Annotated in this window: 18 protein-coding genes; 10 read left to right on the plus strand and 8 right to left on the minus strand. The window is 58.2% G+C overall.

All coding sequences use genetic code 11. The features are described from left to right. Window positions 1-53: 53 nt before the first annotated feature. The 8 genes from AC07ED_RS10460 to AC07ED_RS10495 all read left to right on the plus strand — a co-directional run bounded on the left by AC07ED_RS10460 (window position 54) and on the right by AC07ED_RS10495 (window position 7,162). A complete protein-coding gene (locus AC07ED_RS10460; RefSeq protein ID WP_105235733.1) occupies window positions 54-1,358 on the plus strand; it encodes an NAD(P)/FAD-dependent oxidoreductase in 1,305 nt (434 codons plus the stop codon). A gap of 81 nt (window positions 1,359-1,439) precedes the next feature. Further along, window positions 1,440-2,636, plus strand: coding sequence for a DegT/DnrJ/EryC1/StrS family aminotransferase (locus AC07ED_RS10465; protein WP_105235734.1), 1,197 nt, complete (start codon window positions 1,440-1,442; stop codon window positions 2,634-2,636). An 81-nt stretch (window positions 2,637-2,717) separates the two neighbouring features. Further along, entirely contained in the window at window positions 2,718-3,707 is a 990-nt protein-coding gene (gene meaB / locus AC07ED_RS10470; RefSeq protein WP_105235735.1) for a methylmalonyl Co-A mutase-associated GTPase MeaB, read from the plus strand. Continuing rightward, window positions 3,700-4,497 (plus strand): alpha/beta hydrolase, encoded by a 798-nt coding sequence (locus AC07ED_RS10475; RefSeq protein WP_105235736.1) that lies wholly within the window; start codon window positions 3,700-3,702, stop codon window positions 4,495-4,497. Before meaB ends, AC07ED_RS10475 begins: the two co-directional genes overlap by 8 nt. 126 nt (window positions 4,498-4,623) lie before the next feature. Continuing rightward, entirely contained in the window at window positions 4,624-4,905 is a 282-nt protein-coding gene (gene rpmB, locus AC07ED_RS10480; RefSeq protein WP_067550008.1) for a 50S ribosomal protein L28, read from the plus strand. Window positions 4,906-5,023: 118 nt separating this feature from the next. Beyond that, the gene (locus AC07ED_RS10485; protein ID WP_105235737.1) at window positions 5,024-5,371 is read left to right on the plus strand and encodes a hypothetical protein; all 348 of its coding nucleotides are present in this window, start codon (window positions 5,024-5,026) and stop codon (window positions 5,369-5,371) included. Between the two features lie 39 nt (window positions 5,372-5,410). Beyond that, entirely contained in the window at window positions 5,411-5,920 is a 510-nt protein-coding gene (locus AC07ED_RS10490; RefSeq protein WP_105235738.1) for a copper chaperone PCu(A)C, read from the plus strand. Window positions 5,921-6,070: 150 nt separating this feature from the next. Beyond that, the gene (locus tag AC07ED_RS10495; protein WP_245918171.1) at window positions 6,071-7,162 is read left to right on the plus strand and encodes an MFS transporter; all 1,092 of its coding nucleotides are present in this window, start codon (window positions 6,071-6,073) and stop codon (window positions 7,160-7,162) included. A 6-nt stretch (window positions 7,163-7,168) separates the two neighbouring features. On the opposite strand, the gene gltX is transcribed toward AC07ED_RS10495, so the two are convergent. Continuing rightward, on the minus strand, window positions 7,169-8,491 hold the full coding sequence (gltX, locus tag AC07ED_RS10500; protein WP_105235740.1) for a glutamate--tRNA ligase: 1,323 nt from the start codon (window positions 8,489-8,491) through the stop codon (window positions 7,169-7,171). Window positions 8,492-8,675: 184 nt separating this feature from the next. Between gltX and AC07ED_RS10505 the strand changes: the two genes are divergently transcribed. Then, on the plus strand, window positions 8,676-9,623 hold the full coding sequence (locus AC07ED_RS10505; protein ID WP_105236390.1) for a 1-phosphofructokinase: 948 nt from the start codon (window positions 8,676-8,678) through the stop codon (window positions 9,621-9,623). A 13-nt stretch (window positions 9,624-9,636) separates the two neighbouring features. Here AC07ED_RS10505 and AC07ED_RS10510 read toward each other — a convergent pair whose 3' ends face one another. Both AC07ED_RS10510 and nth read right to left on the minus strand, forming a co-directional pair. Further along, entirely contained in the window at window positions 9,637-10,629 is a 993-nt protein-coding gene (locus AC07ED_RS10510; RefSeq protein ID WP_105235741.1) for an adenosine kinase, read from the minus strand. Beyond that, window positions 10,626-11,270 carry an endonuclease III gene (nth, locus tag AC07ED_RS10515; RefSeq protein ID WP_105235742.1) on the minus strand — a complete coding sequence of 215 codons (645 nt, stop codon included), beginning with the start codon at window positions 11,268-11,270 and terminating at the stop codon, window positions 10,626-10,628. Before nth ends, AC07ED_RS10510 begins: the two co-directional genes overlap by 4 nt. A gap of 179 nt (window positions 11,271-11,449) precedes the next feature. On the opposite strand from nth, the gene AC07ED_RS10520 reads away from it, so the two are divergent. Next, entirely contained in the window at window positions 11,450-12,109 is a 660-nt protein-coding gene (locus AC07ED_RS10520) for a YiaD family glycine zipper/OmpA-like lipoprotein (RefSeq protein ID WP_105235743.1), read from the plus strand. 127 nt (window positions 12,110-12,236) lie between these two features. Here the strand turns inward: AC07ED_RS10520 and AC07ED_RS10525 are convergent, their stop codons facing one another. The 5 genes from AC07ED_RS10525 to AC07ED_RS10545 form a co-directional block, all read right to left on the minus strand. Continuing rightward, window positions 12,237-12,812 carry a F0F1 ATP synthase subunit B gene (locus AC07ED_RS10525; protein WP_438986212.1) on the minus strand — a complete coding sequence of 192 codons (576 nt, stop codon included), beginning with the start codon at window positions 12,810-12,812 and terminating at the stop codon, window positions 12,237-12,239. A gap of 1 nt (window position 12,813) precedes the next feature. After that, window positions 12,814-13,389, minus strand: coding sequence for a F0F1 ATP synthase subunit B' (locus AC07ED_RS10530; protein ID WP_105235744.1), 576 nt, complete (start codon window positions 13,387-13,389; stop codon window positions 12,814-12,816). A gap of 86 nt (window positions 13,390-13,475) precedes the next feature. Further along, window positions 13,476-13,712 (minus strand): F0F1 ATP synthase subunit C, encoded by a 237-nt coding sequence (locus AC07ED_RS10535; protein ID WP_067550029.1) that lies wholly within the window; start codon window positions 13,710-13,712, stop codon window positions 13,476-13,478. Window positions 13,713-13,766: 54 nt separating this feature from the next. After that, on the minus strand, window positions 13,767-14,537 hold the full coding sequence (locus AC07ED_RS10540) for a F0F1 ATP synthase subunit A (protein ID WP_105235745.1): 771 nt from the start codon (window positions 14,535-14,537) through the stop codon (window positions 13,767-13,769). Then, on the minus strand, window positions 14,524-14,853 hold the full coding sequence (locus AC07ED_RS10545) for an AtpZ/AtpI family protein (RefSeq protein WP_105235746.1): 330 nt from the start codon (window positions 14,851-14,853) through the stop codon (window positions 14,524-14,526). The genes AC07ED_RS10540 and AC07ED_RS10545 overlap by 14 nt, the downstream gene beginning before the upstream one ends. Window positions 14,854-15,034 lie beyond the last annotated feature (181 nt).

Here is a 15,034-nt window from a genome sequence, read left to right on the forward strand (position 1 = left end):
CAGCCCGTAAAGAAAACCCAATTCACGGTCGCCATCGAACCCAAGAGTGACGAATGAACCCGCTCTACTGCAATGACACGCGCGGTGAATTTCCGCCCTCTTGGTATGCGGCGACCACTCCACTTCCTGCGCGGCGCCCGTCCCTGACTGGCGATCAAAAGGCGGACGTTGTGATTGTCGGTGCGGGCTACACGGGCCTTCATGCGGCGTGGGAACTTCGCAAACGGGGGCTGTCAGTCATTGTCCTTGATGCGCACCGCGCGGGTTGGGGTGCCTCTGGTCGTAATGGCGGGCAGGTCGGGAGCGATTACAACAAAAGCCAAATCTGGCTGGGTGCGCGGATCGGCCAGCCTCTGGCCCAAGACCTGTGGAAGCTGGCGCATGAAGCCACCGACATGGTCAAAGATTTCTGCACCACCTACGCACCCGAAGCGAATTTTCGCCACGGGATCGCGCACGGTAGTTTTGACGCCAAAGATGTTGAGATGGAGCGCCGTATCTACGACCTGATGGACAAACACTATCCGGGTCATGAAACGACGGTCCTGAACGAAAAGGCGTTCCGCCGTTTGGTCAATTCCAAACTCTACGCGGGTGGCACCATCAACCGACGCGCGGGCCATGTTCACCCTCTCCGCTATGTCCTCGCCCTCGCCCGCGAGGCAGAGGCCGCAGGCGCACAAATCTATGAAATGACCGAGGCAAAGCGCATCCAGCACGGCGCAAAGCCAGTCGTTCATTGCGAAAATGGAACCGTCACGGCGGATCATGTGATCCTTGCGGGCAATGGTTATATGCGTGGCCTTGATCGTGGAAACGATGCGCGGGTGATGACCGTGAACAGCTTTATCGGTGTGACCGAACCCTTGGGTGATTTGGCCGAAAAGGTGCTCGGCGAAGACATCGCCGCCTGTGATTCATCTAACGTGGTGAACTATTTCCGCCTGACCGAGGATCGCCGTTTGTTGTTCGGTGGCCGTGCCAACTACACGCGCCAGTTCCCAGACGACATTGGCAGTAAACTGCACAAACGCATGGGCGAGACGTTCCCGCAAATTCGCCACGTGCCCTTTACTCATACGTGGGGTGGCTCGCTCGGCATTTCGGTCAGACGTTTGCCTGTCGTGCGGCGTGTCGCACCGAATGTCCTGTCGGTCTCTGGCTACTCTGGTCACGGCGTCGCTTTGGCGGGTCTGGCTGGTAAACTCATGGCCGAAGCGGTCGCAGGTCAGGCCGAACGCTTTGACACCTTCAGCACCATCCCCCAAGGCCCCTACCCCGCAGGCCATCTGGCCCAAGGTCCACTTTTGACCCTCGCCATGGCATGGTTCCGACTGCGCGACAAACTCGGCATTTAATCGCCTTTAAGGCAGACATTCGTAGAATTGTAACAATGCATGTGTTAAGGATTTCCGAAATGACTTTTCGGGAATCCCAAAATGACCACATTGCCGCCGAATGTTTATGACGCCGAAGCAATCCCAGCCTCTGCATTGGCCGAAGTCGAACGTCTCCTGACCTCTGGCGATCTGTTCCGCTACACAAACGAGGGTTCCCCCGTTCACCTTCTGGAGCAAGAATTCGCAGCATTCCTCGGCTCTAAATACGCGCTGGCTGTGTCGTCCTGCTCTGCGGCTCTGTTCCTCTCGCTCAAAGCTCTCGGCCTGCCCCGCGACGCAAAAGTCCTGATTCCAGCTTTCACATTCGCCGCTGTACCATCCTCGATCGTACATGCCGACTGCATTCCCGTGCTGTGTGAATGCGCCGACAATTACCGCATCGACATGGATGATTTCCGCGCCAAGCTTTCCGATGTGGATGCGGTCATCATCAGCCATATGCGCGGCCACACCTCTGACATGGACGCAATTATGGAGGCCTGTGACGCCGCAGGTATCCCCGTTGTCGAAGACGCCGCTCATAGCCTCGGCACCAAATGGCACGGCAAAAACATCGGCACCATCGGTCAGATCGGGTGTTTCAGCTTCCAGAGCTACAAAATGCTCAACTCTGGCGAAGGCGGCATTCTCGTCACCGACGACGCAGACCTGATCGCCCGCGCAGTCATCATGTCTGGTGCGTACGAGCATAACTGGAACAAAAACATGGGCCTCAAAGAGGCGTTTGAACGCTGGCAGAACCAACTGCCACTCTACAACGTGCGCCTCAACAACCTCTCTGCCGCCATCGTCCGCGCCCAGATCCCAGAGATCAACCGCCGCATCACCGACGGTCGTCGCAACCACGACCACGTCGCAGCGCAGCTGAACGCTTCGCCTTGGATTTCGGTGCCCGACAAACTCGCCGCCGAAGACCGCGCGCCGGACTCGATCCAGTTCAACCTCGTTGGCATGGGCGACAACGCTGTCAAAGCTTTTGCCGCCGCAGCCGCAGAGCGCGGCATCAAAGTACAAGTCTTTGGCCGTAGCCAAGACAACGCGCGTGCATTTTGGAACTGGCAGTTCTTGGGCGAAACACCCGACCTGCCACAAACCCGCGCGATGCTAATGAATGCCTGCGACGTACGCCTCCCTGCCCGCCTCACGCTTGAGGAATGTGATGTGGTGGCTGGCGCTCTGATCGACGCAGCACAAACGGTCATGGGGCAATCGCTCGACACGGTGGCAGCGGAATAACCGCGCCACCTACTTTTGCCAATTCACCCCGCGTCCCACCGCCGCACTGGACAGGCTCGTGCCATCCGCTAAACAGTTCGTATGGCTAAACCATTCGATATTCCCGCGACCGCCGCAGCCCTGAAACAAGGCGACCGCCGTGCTCTTGCCCGCGCGATCACCCTCGTTGAGAGCGGTCGCGCTGATCACCGCGCGCTTGCGCTGGACCTCCTTGATGCGCTCGGCACGGAGAGACAGGCGCTGCGCATCGGTCTGTCTGGCACCCCTGGAGTCGGGAAATCCACCTTTATCGAAGCGTTCGGCCTTGCGCTCACTAGCTCTGGCTTGCGTGTCGCCGTGCTTGCCGTTGATCCGTCCTCGGCACGGTCTGGCGGGTCGATCCTTGGCGACAAAACGCGGATGGAGCAGCTGAGCCGCGATCCCAACGCCTTTATCCGCCCTTCACCATCGCAGGCACAAATGGGCGGCGTGGCCCGTCGCACACGTGAGGCTATCGCGCTATGCGAGGCGGCGGGATTTGACGTGGTTCTGATTGAAACCGTCGGCGTCGGTCAATCTGAGACGATGGTCGCTGAGATGTGCGATATCTTTACCCTGCTTCTGGCCCCCGCGGGTGGCGACGAACTGCAGGGCGTCAAACGCGGCATCATGGAGATTGCCGATCTGATCCTTGTGAACAAGGCGGATGGCGACCTCAAACCACAAGCGACCCGCACCTGTGCGGATTATGCGGGCGCCCTGCGCCTCTTGCGTAAACGGTCCCAAGACCCCGCCGATTTCCCCAAGGCTATGACCGTGTCCGCCTATTCGGGCGATGGCATCGCGAAGGCATGGGAAGAAATGACCACGCTCGCCAAATGGCGCCGTGATGAGGGGCATTGGGATGCACGCCGCGCAGAACAGGCGCGCTATTGGTTCCACGAAGAGGTGCGATTGCAACTCCTCGAACGGCTCCAGCGCGATCCAGCCTTGGCGGCACGACTGGCGCAGGCCGAGGACCAGTTGCAGCGCGGCGAAACCACCCCGACCCAAGCCGCTGCGCGGGTCTTGGACGGGTTCACAGGTGGCTGAGGCCGACGAAGGCATCCGAATTTTCGATGGCGCCCGTTTGCGCCTGACCCATTTTGCGCGGGGCCACGACAAACTGCTCGTGTCCTTTGACAGCCGCGAAATTGGCCGTACAGGCTTTAAGCCGCCCAATATGATCAACGTCTATGATCGGCGCGGCTATGACCAAATTTCCGTCCGCACGTCGGTCAACGATTGGTTCATCAACGCGGAAACCACCGCCGCCGAGCGGGTATTAGAGGCCGTGGCGAAACCGTATCGCGATGTGGCTGCGGTCGGGTTTTCGATGGGGGCCTATGGTGCCCTCCGCTTTGCTCGCGCGATTGGCGCGACGCGGGTGCTCTCTGTTTCGCCCCAATGGTCCATCCATCCTGACGATGTGCCGTTCGACAAACGCTATCGCGCTGAGGCTGGTAACTATGACCAGAGGCTCGGTGCGCTAGAGCCCAGAGCCGTGCCGACCCTAAAGGGGATCATCGCGGTCGACCCGATGAACCGACTGGACCTGTGGCACGCAGAGCGGCTCCAGATGATCTTTCCTGCCCTTCGGATCGCACGGCTCACGTTCGGCGGACACCCCGCGACCCAAGTCATCACGCGGGGCGGTCGGTACGGGGCCACGGTGCGGGCGCTTCTCTCTGATCCGCCTGACCCGACGGTGCTGACCAAGATGCATCGTGAATTACGCCGCGACGTGCCATTTTACCTCGACCGACTGTCCCAACGCGGCAAAGACAGGTTTCCAGAGGCCGCCGCATGGGCAAAACAGCGGTTGGCATCATTGCAGGCTTGACCGTTTCGCGGAATCGACCTATTGCCAGCGCTCATAACTGGTTCCACGAGGTGTGGGGCCTGTTGGGCTATTGCCCGTTTAACAAACTGGCCCTGGTGGCTGGAACCAATAAATAAGGATATACCCATGTCGCGTAAATGCGAACTCACTGGCAAAGGCCCGATGTCGGGCAACAACGTCAGCCACGCTAAAAACCGCACCCGTCGCCGGTTCTTGCCGAACCTTCAGGACGTCACTCTGATCTCTGACGTACTGGGCCGTTCGTTCCGCCTGCGGATTTCGTCCGCTGCGCTGCGTACTGTTGACCACCGCGGTGGTTTTGATGCGTTCCTCCTCAAGGCGAAAGACGCCGAGCTGTCGAGCGAAGCACTCAAAATCAAAAAAGAAGTCGTTAAAGCATCTGCTTAATCTGACTGACTACCGAATTCGTCAAAGCCCAGACATCACTGTCTGGGCTTTTTCGTTTGTAGGCCCTGCGACGCGCTGACCCTTTTCCCGCCCGATCGGCGGTGATAATGGTTGCCCCATGGTTTGGCTCAGATCGCTCATTGCTATCGCGCTTGCCCTGCTGGTGACCGTCACCTCGCAGGAAATGGCGATATTGCGTGGGCAGACAGGCGCCGTTGGCACGACTGTGTTGTGTATTGGTGAGGTCGCTGTCGAAGTAGCCGTTGATGCGAATGGTAAACCCGTCGGTCCGCGTCATATCTGTCCAGACTGTGCCCTGAATGTGATCGTCGCGCTAGCGACACCGGATCTGCCTCAGCGGATCGTCAATGGCCGTGCTCTAACCCTTCTTCCGGTCCATGACATCCATACAGCCGAAGCGCAGCGCCTGACGCCCTCGGCCAGAGGACCGCCTGTGGTCGTTTGATCCCCAACATCAAACATCTACACATCACAGGACAATCCAATGTTTTTGAGATCCGTTAAACTGGCGGCAGTTGCCGCTACCCTTTTCGCAACCGCTGCTTCGGCTGAGAGCATCATCACCGTTAACGACGCCTATGCGCGGTCGTCTGGCATGTCGGCTATGGCTGGCGCTGCCTTCATGGTGATCACCAACACAGGCGATACCGATGACCAACTCATCGACGCCCGTTCTGACATTTCGGCAAAGGTCGAACTGCACACCCACATCATGGAAGACGGCATCGCTAAGATGCGTCAGGTCGAAGGTGGCTTCCCGATCCCTGCTGGCGGTGAACATGTTCTGCAACGTGGTGCTGACCACGTGATGTTCATGGGCCTCAAGGGTGCGATGGAACAAGGCGATATCGTCACCGTGACCCTCGTCTTCCGTGAAGCGGGCGAAATCACCGTCGATATCCCTGTCGACCTCGAACGTCAGCCCCAAGGCGGCCAAATGAACCAAGGTCAAATGGACCACAGCAATATGGGCCACGGCAACATGAACAACTGATTGACAGCGTCAGTTGGATCAAAGAACGGCTCGCCCTCGCGGTGAGCCGTTTTTCATTGTGCAGGACATTCGGCGCGGCTAGATTTTCCGAAATCGTTTTAGGAGACGCAAGTGATCCGACTCTCAGGCCCTTGGCGCGCTGTTGCTTCAGTGTTTTTCTTTAATGGGGCCCTGTTCGGGCTTTGGGCCTCGCGTATACCTGCTTTTGCAGACCGTTTCACGCTTTCCCCTGCCAACTTGGGCTTGCTCCTGTTGTGTTTGGCGGCGGGGGCAATTGTGGGATTTCCGCTCGCTGGGCGCACTGCGGACCTGCGCGGCGCGCGCAATGCAACGATGGTCTATGGTGCGCTCTATATCGTTGCGTTCCTCTGTCTGCCTCTCGCCCCTAACGTCTGGGTTCTCGCCCCGATCCTTGCCCTGTTCGGCATGGCTCACGGGGGACAAGACGTTGCCATGAATGCTTGGGCGGCTGAGGTTGAGCGGCACATGGCACGTCCCGTCATGTCGAGCTTCCACGCCGCGTTTTCGCTTGGCGCGGGGATCGGTGCGGGCTCTGGGTTTATTGCGATCAACTGGGGCGCCAGCGTCGCGCTGCACTTCTGGCTCGGCGGTCTGGGGATCACGGGTTTTGTCGCACTTTTCGCTTTTATCCCGTGGAGCAGCGTCACAGGAACGGCAGAGCACGGCCCCCTCTTTGCCCTACCCAAAGGCCCGCTGTTGATGGTGGGGATCGTCGGACTGTCGTCAGCCATCGGCGAAGGCGCGATGGTCGATTGGTCGGCACTCATCCTGACCGCTGCGAAAGGCGTCGATCAGGCTCAAGCCGCGCTGGGGTACACGATATTTTCGACCCTGATGGTAGCGACCCGCCTCGCAGGACCGATCCTTGTCGCCAATTTGGGGCCCGCGCAAACCACCCGAATTTCGGCAGCCAGCGCGATGATCGGCGGGCTACTGGTCCTCGTGGCACCGTCCCTACCCGTCGCATTGATCGGCTTTGCCGCTTTTGGCATCGGCTACGCGATGATCATCCCATTGGCGTTTTCGCGTGCCGCTAATGACCCCGACGTTCCCGCAGGCCGTGCCATCGCGAGCGTGGCCACCCTGACCTACGGCGGCATCCTAATCGGGCCGCCGTTGATCGGTTTCGTGGCCGAAGCCACCTCACTGAATGGCTCGTTGTGGCTGTTGATCGCCTTAGCGGGCGTCACGCTCTCTATGGCAGGAGCGCTACGCCGCTAAACCCAATCAGAAGCGCGGTTTTACCTGCATCAACTGCATGACGTTGCTCATGTCAGGCCCGCTTGCGCGACCAGTGACCGCCTTACGGAGTGGCATGAACAGGCCCTTGCCCTTGCGACCAGTGGCTTCTTTCACAGCGTTGGTCCATTCAGCCCATGTGTCTGCGGTGTAGGCTGGCTCGCCCAAGAGGCTGAACGCTGTCTCGATCATTTCGCGGTCTTCGTCATCAACCAAGGCGGGTGCACCATCGCGGAACAGGGTCCACCATTCGGCCATATCGCTCATAAAGGTGATGTTCTCACGAACTACGGTCCAGAAGGTTTCGGCCAGATGCGCAGGAACGCCCAGTGCTAGAACTTCGTCCTTGACCGCGTCGAAGGGTTTTGCAGCATTGATACGAGCGGTGAGCGGCTCGAGGTCGAGAACATCGAATTTGGTCGGCGCAACGCCGAATTTACCCAGCTCAAAGCCGTCGATGATCTCTTGAACCGTGTCACGCAGTTCGACCGGATCAGCAGAGCCCAGACGCGCCATCAGGCTCATGACGGACATCGGCTCGATGCCTTTGGCCTTGAGGTCTTTGAGCGACAGCGTGCCCAGTCGTTTCGATAGCGCCTCGCCTTGCGGCCCCGTGAGCAGCGAGTGGTGGGCGAACTGCGGAACCGTGCCGCCAAGTGCACGGATCATCTGGATTTGCGTTGCGGTGTTAGTCACGTGGTCAGAGCCGCGCACAACGTTGGTGATGCCCATATCCACATCATCCACAACGGACGCGAGGGTATAGAGGAACTGACCGCTTTCCTTGATCAGAACGGGGTCAGATACCGATGCCGCATCGATCGAGATATCGCCAAGGATACCGTCGGTCCATTCGATGCGTTCCCAGTCGAGCTTAAAGCGCCAGTGCGACCCGCCACGCTCTTCGCGCAGACGGTCTTTGTCAGCCTCAGACAGGTCCAGCGCCGAACGGTCATAAACCGGCGGCTTGCCCATGTTCAGCTGCTTTTTACGTTTCAGGTCCAGTTCGGTCGGCGTTTCAAAGCACTCATAGAGGCGGCCCATTTCGATGAGTTGCGCCTTAGCGGCCTCGTAGCGTTCCAGACGTTTGGACTGATATTCGATGCGGTCGTAGGTGATGCCCAGCCATGCCAGTGCATCCAAGATACCGTCCACATATTCCGGCTTCGACCGTTCCTGATCGGTGTCGTCGATCCGTAGGATAAACGTGCCGCCTTGCTGTCGGGCAATGCAGAAGTTCATCAGCGCAGCGCGCAGGTTACCAATGTGCATCCAGCCAGTGGGCGAAGGGGCGAAACGGGTTGTGGTCATGTGTATCTCCTGTTCCCCTCGCCTGTTTCATATTGGCCCGCTTTTGTCCATATCGGCTGTGGTTTCAGCCCCCGTGGACCGGCATGAACGATACGCAATTTTCGACCATTTGATGCATGTCAGTGGCGTCGTCGCCGACAGCAGACTATGTTAGGGCTAACGAAACGCTCTGATGGCGGCCATGATGCCTGAAATTCTCACTGTCACGCTCAACCCCGCGCTGGATATCGCAACCACTGCGCCGCAGGTCACGGCGGGGCACAAACTGCGCTGCTCTGATCCGCAGATTGATCCAGGTGGTGGTGGCATCAATGTGGCCCGCGCGATTATTCAACTGGGCGGGCAGGCAACGGCTTTTGTGGCCTTGGGCGGCGATACAGGCGCGCATCTGCGTCGACTACTGGACGCGGCGGGCATCCCCGTTATTGCCCACGCGGCACCCGGCGACACGCGGCAGAGCCTTGCCGTCACCGATCTGTCCATCAACAACCAGTTCCGTTTTATGCTACCCGGCCCGAACTGGAGCGGCGCGGACGTCGTATCCGCTAGCACGGCCATCTGCGCCAATGCGCCTAAAGGTGGGTATGTAGTTTTGTCGGGGTCTGGACCATCAGGAACAACGGCCTCGCTCTATTCTCAACTCTGCGCGGACCTCTCAGGACACGGCGTGCAGGTTGTCGTCGACACCTCAGGCGCGGCTCTGTCACATTTAGCCGAAGGTCACACTATCCGCCCCCACGTGCTGCGCATGGATCAAGTCGAAGCCCAAGAGATCAGCGCCACGCCCCTCACCACCCGCGCAGACACTGCGGATTTTGCGTCTGGTCTGGTGGCCAAGGGAGCCGCAGAGATTGTGATTATCGCGCGTGGGGCGGACGGGAACATCCTCTCAGACGGGACAAACCGTTGGTTCTGTCCCGCCGTCAACGTGACGGTCAAATCAAAGGTCGGGGCGGGTGACAGCTTTGTCGGCGGGTTCACATGGGCTTTGGCACAGGGCAACGACCTGCCAACCGCCCTCGCCCACGGTTCTGCCGCCGCTTCTGCGGCCTGCATGACCGATGGAACCGAGCTATGCCGCAAGGACGACTTTGCCGAGTGTTTGGCTAGAACGGAGCCCTCTCCGCTCTAGCGCCATATTGAGATCAGATCAGGCCGTGCTGAGCGAACAAGGCCTTCAGGTCACTTTCCGCGCGTGCGCCGATATGGCTGATGACTTCGCTTGCCGCGACGCAACCCATACGGCCACAGGTCTCTAGGTCATGACCGTTGGTCAGGCCCCAGAGGAACGCACCCGCAAAGAGATCGCCCGCACCCGTCGCGTCTACGATCTGGGTCGGAACCGCAGGGGCATGCCAACGCTGACTGCCTGACAGGATGTGCGCACCATTATCGCTGTCTGTGCAGGCAACGATGGACACTTCTTTCGCGGCCTGAGCCAAGGCTGCGTCGAAATCTTCGGTCTGATACATCGACAGCATTTCAGCGCGGTTGCAGAACAACAGGTCCACGTCTTCGCGGATCATCATACGGAACGCATCGCGGTGGCGTTCAACGCAGAACGGGTCGGAGAGGGTAATCGACACCTTACCGCCGTGGCCCTTGCACGCATTGATCGCTTTCGCGAAGGCAGCGTGGCTGTCAGGGCCGTCAAAGCGGTAACCCTCAAGATAAATCCACTCTGCATCGGCCATCATATCAACGTCGATGTCGGACGGTTCGAGGAACTCTGTCACGCCCAGATAAGTGTTCATCGACCGCTCACCATCGGGGGTTACGACGACGATGCAACGACCCGTTTCTTGGGCTGCGTCTTTGGGGGCGAGCTTGGTTTCATAGACCGCACCCTGCGCCCTCAGATCGTGGGCGAAAATCGCGCCAAGCTGATCGTCCTTCACCTTGCCAACATAGGCTGTCCGCCCACCAAGGTGCGCAATCCCCGCAATCGTGTTCGCCGCAGAGCCGCCCGAGATTTCCTTGGCCGCGCCGATACGGCTGTAAAGGTCAACCGCACGATCCATGTCGATCAACTGCATGATGCCTTTTTCGATGCCCGCCTCGGACAGAAACGCTTCGGTCTCTTGGGTCAGCACGTCGACCATTGCATTGCCGATACCGACGACTTGAAACTTCTTCATAGGTTCTTTTCCTCAAACAGACAGAGATCGCGGATCACACAGGTCGCGCATTTCGGGTTACGGGCAAGGCATGTATACCGCCCGTGCAAAATCATCCAGTGATGAGCGTGAAGCTGGAAATCGGCGGGAATGTGATCCTCGATCGCACGCTCAACGGCGACGACATCCTTACCCACAGCCACGCCAGAGCGGTTCCCGAACCGAAAGATGTGGGTATCAACAGCCTGCGCTGGATACTGCCACCACATATTCAAAACCACATTCGCCGTCTTCCGCCCGACCCCAGGAAGGCTTTCGAGCGCCGCACGGGAGTTCGGAACCTCGCCGCCATAGTCATCAACGAGAATACGGCTGAGTTTGATGACGTTCTTAGCCTTATTGCGGAACAGGCCAATGGTTTTGATGTGCTCGATCAAACCTTCTTCGCCGAGGTCCAACATCTTTTGCGGGGTATCCGCGATTTTGAACAATTCGGCGGTGGCGCGGTTCACGCCCTTATCGGTGGCCTGCGCAGAGAGCGCGACAGCCACGACCAGCGTATAGGCGTTGACGTGATCCAGCTCCCCTTTCGGCTCGGCCTCGGCCTGCTGAAAGCGGGTGAAAATCTCGCGGATGGTATGATAATCGAGCTGCTTAACCATAGCGTGGGTATGCCCGCCGCAATCCGATCAGGCAAGAACAGGATTGCCGCATAAACCAAAATCCAATGGGCGAAATTTTGCCCGTTATTGTTGCGTTATTGGATATCAATCGCGTTTGAGGCATATGAAAGGGCAATAGGCGCAACCTTCTGCGTCGTTCAATAAGACTGGATAGACTTATGATTCTTGCTCGTTCTTCGCTCGCTGTTGCAGCTTTCGCGCTTTTCGGCACGGCTGCATGTGAAATGACCGACCCATCAAACCCGAACCGCAACACGCAGACGGGTGCGGTTGTTGGTGCTGGTATTGGTGCGCTCCTTGGTGCGTCGACTGGTGGTAACGATACCGCAGAGCGTCGCCGCAATGCGATCATTGGCGCTGCTATTGGCGGTGGCCTTGGTGCCGTAGGCGGGCGTCAGCTCGACCTTCAGGAAGCTGAACTGCGTCAGCAACTGGGCAACCAGTCCAGCATCGTGAACACGGGCAACCAGCTGATTGTCACCATGCCGCAAGATATCCTCTTTGCGACCGACAGTGCGACCCTGACTGGTGGCCTGCAAAATGACCTCTACACCGTCGCACGGTCGATCAATGCCTATCCGAACACCATCGTTCAGGTTATCGGCCACACCGACAACACTGGCTCCGCAGCCTATAACCAAGACCTGTCGCTGCGCCGTGCACAGGCTGTGACCTCAGTCCTGATCAACGCAGGTGTTCCTGCGATGCGCATCCAATCCGCAGGTCGTGGTGAGAACCAGCCTGTTGCGGACAACCTGACACCGCAGGGTCGCGCACAGAACCGTCGTGTTGAGATCATCATCATCCCGACGAACTGATCCACCATCAGAAGAGATCGAGGCCGCCCCGAAACGGGCGGCCTTCTTCGTTTCCAATGCTTTGCCGCAAAAACAAAACCCCGTCTGCAGCGCAGACGGGGTTCCATTCAGGTGATGACGCCGGGCGTTAGTGGAGCTTTGCTTCCACAGTCGCGATCGCGTCGTCGATCAGTTTGTTCGCCGAAGCTGCGGTCATCTGTTTAGCGACCACTTCTTTGGCTGCAGAGACAGCGACCATAACTGCGCGGTCCTTGACCTCTTTGACTGCAGACGCTTCAGCGCTTGCGATCTGGTCTTGGGCGGCAGCAAGACGACGTGCAACAGATGCTGCGATGTCTGCTTTGGCCTGAACTGCAGCGGCTTCAGCTTCTTCTTTAGCTGTTGCCACGATGCGGTCTGCTTGCTCCTGCACTTCTTTCTGCTTGCGCTCGAAAGAGGCCAACAGGGTCTGAGCTTCTTCGCGGATCGATTTGGCTTCTTCCAGGTCAGACCGGATAGATGCCGCGCGACCGTCGAGCATTTCGCCGACCTTCGACGGAACCTTCAGTTTAAGAAGGACACCAACGAAGACGAGGAACGCCAACAGAACGATGAAGTCAGTGTTGTGCAGCGACCAGAATTCAGCCGCGAACGGGTTTTTGGACGATGCCAGCGCAGGCTGAGCCATCAGGATGAATGCGGGGATCAGAAGCTTCTTCATAATCTCAGCCCTTCATCTGAGCGGCGACAGCAGTAGCGATAGCTTTGTCGTCAGCTTGGCCACCCAGCGCAGCGACCAGAGCAGCGGCAGTTTCCGTTGCTACATCGGTCACGCTGGACAGCGCGTTATCACGAATTGCCGCGATGGCTTTTTCGCCCTCGGCAGTTTTGGCTGCGATCTCGTCGTCTGCTTTAGCCAGTTCGGCGTTCAGCTGCGATTGGATCTCTGCCTTAGTCTCATCAACGATACGAGCTGCCTCGGAACGAGCGTCAGCAAGTGCTTTGTTGTAAGCTTCTTCAGCTGCAACAGCTTTCGCTTTCAGCTCTTCAGCTGCAGCGAGATCGTTGGTGATGGTTCCCGACCGTTCTGCCAGAACCGCAGCGATGCGCGGCAGGGCAATTTTGGACAGGACCAAATAGATCACGACGAGCGTGACCAGAAGCCAGAAAATCTGGTTGGAAAAGGTCGTAGGGTCGAGCTGGGGCATTGCTGCACCGCCAGCTTCGGCACCATGAGCCATGTCTACTGCGTGTTCCGCAGCATCAGCGACATGCTCGACCGTGTTGTGTTCGTCTGCCATCTCGTCTCTCTCCGTCGGACCCTTGGGTGTCATCGGGGGCGCGGGGTTAGTCCCGCGCCGCCCGACCGTAAGGATGCGTCAGGTGATTAGACTGCGAACATCAGCAGCAGAGCAACGAGGAACGAGAAGATCCCCAGTGCTTCTGCGAATGCCAGACCGATGAAGAGGGTAGCGGTCTGCGAAGCAGCAGCCGACGGGTTACGCAGAGCGCCCGACAGGTAGTTGGCAGCAACGTTGCCTACACCGATAGCAGCAAGGCCGGAACCGATTGCGCCAAGGCCTGCGCCGATGAACTGACCGAGTTGTGCGATATTGCCTTCCATGATTGTATCTCCTTACGATGGAATTGGCTGGATAGGAATTCAGTCCTGCGTCTCTTAGTGCGCTGGGTGCAGCGCATCTTTGAGATAGATGCAGGTCAGAATGGTGAACACGTAAGCCTGAATACCGGCTACGAGAACTTCGAGGCCGTAGACTGCTGCGATAGCCACAACAGACACCGGAGCCACAGCAGCGATCGCGGCAAAGCCTGCGAACACTTTGATCATCGCGTGGCCTGCAGTGATGTTACCTGCAAGACGGATGGAGTGGCTAACGGGACGGACGAAATAAGAGATAACCTCGATGATCGCGATGATCGGGCGCAGCGCGAGCGGAGCGTCTTTCAGCCAGAACATGCCAAGGAAGCCGATGCCGTTCTTCACGAAGCCAATCATGGTTACGATGATGAACACGCCGAAGCCGAGAACAGCAGTCACTGCGATGTGCGAGGTGGGCGAGAACGACAGCGGCAGAAGGCCGAGGAAGTTCGCAAAGAAGATGAAGCAGAAGAGCGAAAAGATGTACGGGAAGTACTTCACACCATCGTGGCCGGTGATGTCTTCAACCATCTTGTAAACGAAGCCGTAGAACAGCTCTGCGATCGACTGACCGCGCGACGGCACGATTGCGCGACCGCGGCTACCGATGACGAACATCGCAACAATCGCCAGAACAGCGAGGGCCATCCACAACGTTGCGTTGGTGATGGTGTACCAGTGAACGGGGCCATCCCCGAACAGCGGAGTTACCTTGAACTGGTCCAGCGGGTGGAAAACAAGGCCTGTGCCTTCGCCATGCGCTTCAGTCGCCACGTCAGTGATCCCCATCTTTGCTGGAAGGTTGCTCCAGCAGTTTCCTCTGTAGTTCCTGAGCAGAGCCGATCACGGTTTTAACACCGGCCGCAAAGCCCAGAAAAATGAATATCACCAGAAATACAGGCATGGTGCCAAAGGCGTAATCCAACCCGTACCCGATGACGAAGCCGATCAGAAGACCGGCTACAAGCTCGGTGACCATCCGCCACGCATGCTGCGCTTGAGAGTAGTCTTTCTTCATGTGGTTCGTTTCGGGCGCTTTGGCTTTCACCTCTTTGATCCGGCTTTCTAGCGCCTTTAGGCGGTCAAGATCGTTCGGATCAGTCACACGAAAATCCCCTCAGAAGGTTGGGGACTAGCTATGGCCTTAGGACCAATGAGTCAATAAGCCGTGATGTGACAAATCGTTCGACGTAATGCATTGTTAATTAACAAAAAAACTTTCACCGCTTCCCCGCCAACGATTCCGCCCACAGCCCATTTACCCCCGAAACCACCCATTCTTTATA

Source organism: Aestuarium zhoushanense, from assembly GCF_056431045.1.